Origin of the sequence: Flectobacillus sp., assembly GCF_049240685.1 — a bacterium.
GTDB lineage: Bacteria > Bacteroidota > Bacteroidia > Cytophagales > Spirosomataceae > Flectobacillus.
Window position 1 is genome coordinate 1 of sequence record NZ_JBMLSD010000480.1, and the last position, 5,076, is coordinate 5,076.

Below are 5,076 nucleotides of genomic sequence, written 5' to 3' on the forward strand. Positions count from 1 at the left end.
TGCTGCCTAATGAGATTTAGTGAATTGTGAGTGGTGAATTGTGAATTGTGAATTAGGGCTGTACGAAGGATTTCAAACTATTGCAGATTTGGGATTCCTGATTTCGGAAATACAGTAAAATACCTTTGTGCTTTGCAAAATATAGAAGATTATACTTCCGAAATCCAACATCCGATATCCGAAATAAACAGTTTTTATAATCCTTCGTACAGTACTAATTGTGAATTAAGAATGAGTAATTCACAATTCATCATTCACCACTCGTCTATTCCTTACGTGCTTGGTATTCGTCAGAAATGAGTCTGAATACATAACCGCTAATCCATGCTACGTCACCACCTTTGATGAAGTAGAAGCGTTTCTGAACACCATCACGGTTCATTTCCTTAATCAAAGTTTCTAACAATGCCGCACCAGCAATAATATCTTGTTGGTTATAGATTTTTGTAGTAATATTTTTAACGTCTTCTTCTGCAATAGCACGAACTGCTGGGTCTGTCACGCGAGAAAAATCTGGGTTAATCAACTCCTCATAGCTACTAGCGCTCATTTGACGGAATTTACGAATATCTTCCAAACTTACTTCTACTGGACGACCGATAATCGCAGCACGCTCTGGGTGTAAGAATGAGTTCATTACAAAAACAATACCTCCCAATAAAAATACGTTTTTGCGGTTTTTCAAACCTACTTTACGGTTAAGCTCAAGTGCTAACTCTTCGCCAACCACTTTTACTTCGTCGTTAACTCCTTTGGTATATTCCTCCAAATTAGCATCTGGCAATTTTTTCTTCACAATTTTCACAAAAGCCTTTGTACCATAAGGGAAGTTCACTGCTTCAAATTTGGTACGGCTCAACAAATAGCCACCTTTGATGTTTCCACCGCCAATATCCATTACTGATGATGACAAATGTAACTCTGGTGCTACCATTGAAAGTGCACCGTATTTAGCTTCATCTTCTGCCGAAATAATATCAATCTTTTGATTTGGATTTTTCAAGGCCTCACGAATGGCAGCAATTACTTCTGCTTCTTTGCCAGGCTGTTTGTCAGTAGCTTGTTTTAATCCACTACTCATCACAATAAACATACGGTCAGACAATACGTTGTTACGAACAGTAGCAGTATCGACCAAGTCTTTGATAGCTATGGCAGTTTCTTTGATAGCTTGAGTAGTCAAGGCACTAGGCTCAGTATTGATTGACATACTTTTTTTGAGGCTGTAAGTAACACCTTTTTTAGGCGAAACGGTTACCCCAATGATACTTAACTTTACACCTTTCGAGCCGATGTCGATACCTGCATAAAGTTCTTCAGCTTCTTTTAAGCCATCGAGTAATTGCGAAATAGCTTTTTCGCTCATACCCATTTTTAATTTCTTATAGATATCAATCGCTTTGGAGAAGTTACGTGAAGCCTCAAGGATATTTTCTTGATCACGATACAAGAAGCCAAGGTTTTCATAAATAGCGGCTTCCCAATATTCGTTTCGTCCACGAACCATTCCCAATGCTTTATTGAGATATTCTTCAGACTGGTCAAATTGTTTTACCTCGCGGAGGGTGTTAGCAATTTTAAGGTAACGTAATGCAGTATTTACATCTTGGGCTGTGGTTACAATAATACTACTAAGGAGCAAAAAAAGAGTAAAAATGAGTTTTTTCATGTTAAAAGAATTTTATTAAATCAGTCGTTACGAAAGAATGCATATTATCTAAAACTAATAAGTAAGGAAGTCAGATTGGAGTAGGCATAAACCCTTACTCTGTTGAGCATTAGAAATGGCACTTAGCGACCTGTAGCCAGTAATGTACGATGGGCTTCAAACTATTGCTGATTTGGGATTTCTGATTTCGGAAATAGGGGCATACTACTCTGCTTTTTCTACAATAAGAGTCAAAAAAGCAGGCGGTACTTCCGCAATCCAACATCCGATATCCGAAATAGAGGAGGCTCAAAATCCTTCGAACAGTCCCGACCTGTGGCTAGGGATTTTGGTATAAAGGAACTTTTACTTGAGTAGGGTCAAGGTCTGTTGTATCTACTTTGGCAACTCGTTTACTCTTACTACCTTTTTTCTTTTTGCTCTTAGTAGCTGATTTGCTACTAGTAGTTGTTTTAGTACTTGGGCCAGGTTTAGCTTTAGTACTAGCTGTAGGTTTTTGTTGGAGTTTACTACTTTCGGCAGAATGAACAGATGTACTACTCATGCTAAGAAAAACTAAGCATAGCCAAATACCTGACCATGTTTTGAGTGGAGATAACACACGATTTAGCATAGGAAGTTGGATTTATGGGTTTGGATAAGAAGGAATTATCCTTTTTTGACTATAGTAAAGTAATAGAAAAAAAGCCTTTTTATCAATAAAATATTTGATAAATAAGTACTGTCACTTTACTCGATGATTTTAATTAATCTTGTTTGTTCAAAAAACATACCATTACACCTTAAAAAAATACGAGTCTCCTCGAAAAAACAAGGAGACTCGTGATGAGTGAGAATTTTTGTAGACTTATTTGCTTGTAAATTAACTGATTATTTCTTTTCTAATCCAGGCTGGAAAATTTCAAAGTTTTCAGTCTTTTTCGCCTCTGCTACTATTTTGCGAACGTCAGATAAGAGTTTTTTAGCATCGTAGATTACACCGTCTTTGATGGTATATTTTACGCCACCTACACGTTTTACTTCATTACTTTCGGTTAGACGAATGGCTCCTGTACCGTACAAAACCTTGAGGTTTTTGAGAGGATTTTCTTCTAAAATTACTAAATCGGCCAGCTTACCAGTTTCTACACTACCGATTTTGTCTTGCATACCGAGTGCTTCGGCACCTTTGAGGGTTGCCGCACGAATGACTTCAAGTGGATGGAAGCCTGCTTCTCTTAATAACTCAAGTTCTCTGATATACGCAAAACCATAAAGTTGAAAGATAAAGCCTGAATCAGATCCTGCGGTTACTCTTCCGCCACGGTTTTTGTATTCATTCACAAAGTTCATCCATAAACGATAATTTTCTTTCCAAGCTACTTCCTGCTCGGTACCCCAGTCTTGCCAATACGAGCCATGCGAAATACGTGAAGGCTGATAAAAACGCCATAACTGAGGCAATGTGTATTCTTCATGCCATTCGGCACGACGAGCCAACATTAACTCGCGATTGGCTTCATAGATATTGAAAGTGGGGTCAATCGTAAAATCAAGTTTCAATAATTCATCCATGACCTCATTCCAACGTTTTGAGCCTGGCTTGGCAGCTTGCTTCCAAAGTTTGCCAGCTTCCTCAAAACGATTTTGTTCGTTGCCATAGTTATAATCCGCAGGATAGTCCTGAATCGTTTGGCTATCGAATAGCGCTTCTGGCAAACCATACCAGTGTTCCATCGAGGTCAAGCCTGCTCTGGCAGAGTTGAGTACATTCCAACGAGCCACATCTACTTGAGCATGGTGACAAGCCGAGCGAAGTCCCAATTCTTTGTTGCGACGTAAAGCCGCATCCATAACTTCGGGTCTTGCGCCAAAAAACTTAATACCATCAGCGCCTTTTTTAGCATTTTCTTCCACCCAAGCACGAGCTTGATCTGCGGTAGTGATACTTTCTTTCGAACCCATACCAAAGGCTGTATAGGCCAAGATACGAGGAGCTGTGATTTCATTTTTCTCAGATTTTTGTTTTTGGTCTAGTACCCAATCCAAGCCATTTCCTGCCGATGGGTCGCGGATGGTGGTAATACCATGCGCTAACCATAGCTTGAATACATACTCGGCTGGCGTACCTTGCGAACGACCACCAATATGCCCATGCATATCCACAAAACCTGGGAGTACGTACATGCCAGTACAATCTAGTTCTTTGTCGCCTTTTTCCGCTTTAGGCCTGTCTTTAGGGTCAATGGGTACGCCTGGGTAGCCTACTACCTTGATTTGTGTGATTTTGTTTTTCTCGATAACAATATCACAAGGCCCCTGCATTGGAGAGCCCGTTCCGTTGATGACGTTGACCCCTCGAATAATCATGCGATTATACTGACCTTCGCCTTCTGTGCGTGAGGGAGCTTTGGGTATTTGAGCAATGGCCGCAAGGCCTGTGCATAGTGCTAGTAATAAAAATTTGATGCGTAAAATTGTGTGCATGGAATATATAAAGGTTGATGATGAAGGACGATAGTGCTTTTGTGTTATAGAAAAAGGTAAGTAGCAAACAAATGCGCATAACCATCCTTACACAAGTTAGTGATTTTGACTAAAATGTGTAACTTGCTGTGGAACAATTCAACAAACTTCTTAGATATGAATCTACAAATACTCGACAAATGGATTCGGGGGAACTTCCTTTTTATCTGTATAATCTTGGCTTGCTTATTTGCAGTTTTTAAAAAAGCAACTATTTTTCAAATAGAAAAACCTACTAATACTACCGCTCCATTAGAAGATAATCCTCTTGCCAAAAATCAAGCTTTTCAACAATATTGGAATACTGGATTGTCGGAGCTTAGTGCTTATGAACTAACACAAACTATGGATACAAGCCAGCAGAAAGGTCAAATACAACTGGTATTTACGATGGTAGATTTTGATACAAAAAAACGTATGCAGACTACTTCATCCGACAAATCTGCGTCTACAACTGTACTCAAACAAAATTTAATACAGAAAATACCTTCTGGAGTATATGAATATTCTTTGACGAACTCTACTTTTACGCCCACAAATTATGTGGTATTTCCTCATGCATTAAAGGTAGATTATGCTAAACAAAATACACGAGGACAGGAATACAGCCAATTGAACTGGAAGGGTCAGACATTTTTGTATGAAGGTAAAAGCGAATTTCAAGCAAAAGCTCAACAAGATACGAGTGTAAAAACGGCATGGCTCGAAGATGAAATATGGAATCGTATACGCCTGAATCCACAGACTTTACCAGACGGAGAAGCCGAAATGATTCCTAGTCTTGAATACCTTCGTAGTACAAATCAAAAGGTAGAAGCTATTTCATGCAAAACTACGCTTGAAGAGAAAACAGATTCGTTGAGTAAGCAAGTTTTGAAGAATTATACGATAGAGTATCCAGA

Annotated in this window: 5 protein-coding genes; 2 read left to right on the top strand and 3 right to left on the bottom strand. The window is 39.0% G+C overall.

The window, feature by feature from the left end; all coding sequences use genetic code 11:
• Positions 1–265: 265 nt before the first annotated feature.
• Positions 266–1,669, bottom strand: a complete 1,404-nt coding sequence (locus ACOVQ4_RS22200) for a tetratricopeptide repeat protein (RefSeq protein WP_421822779.1) — start codon at positions 1,667–1,669, stop codon at positions 266–268.
• A gap of 142 nt (positions 1,670–1,811) precedes the next feature.
• On the opposite strand from ACOVQ4_RS22200, the gene ACOVQ4_RS22205 reads away from it, so the two are divergent.
• Positions 1,812–2,006: a hypothetical protein gene (locus ACOVQ4_RS22205; RefSeq protein WP_421822780.1), complete on the top strand. Its 195-nt coding sequence runs from the start codon at positions 1,812–1,814 to the stop codon at positions 2,004–2,006.
• Here ACOVQ4_RS22205 and ACOVQ4_RS22210 read toward each other — a convergent pair.
• Positions 1,989–2,282: a hypothetical protein gene (locus ACOVQ4_RS22210; RefSeq protein WP_421822781.1), complete on the bottom strand. Its 294-nt coding sequence runs from the start codon at positions 2,280–2,282 to the stop codon at positions 1,989–1,991. The two genes, ACOVQ4_RS22205 and ACOVQ4_RS22210, sit on opposite strands and share 18 nt — an antisense overlap.
• A 257-nt stretch (positions 2,283–2,539) precedes the next feature.
• Positions 2,540–4,135, bottom strand: coding sequence for an amidohydrolase family protein (locus tag ACOVQ4_RS22215; protein ID WP_421822782.1), 1,596 nt, complete (start codon positions 4,133–4,135; stop codon positions 2,540–2,542).
• A 156-nt stretch (positions 4,136–4,291) separates the two neighbouring features.
• On the opposite strand from ACOVQ4_RS22215, the gene ACOVQ4_RS22220 reads away from it, so the two are divergent.
• A partial coding sequence (locus tag ACOVQ4_RS22220; RefSeq protein ID WP_421822783.1) for a hypothetical protein occupies positions 4,292–5,076 on the top strand: 785 nt, incomplete at its 3' end.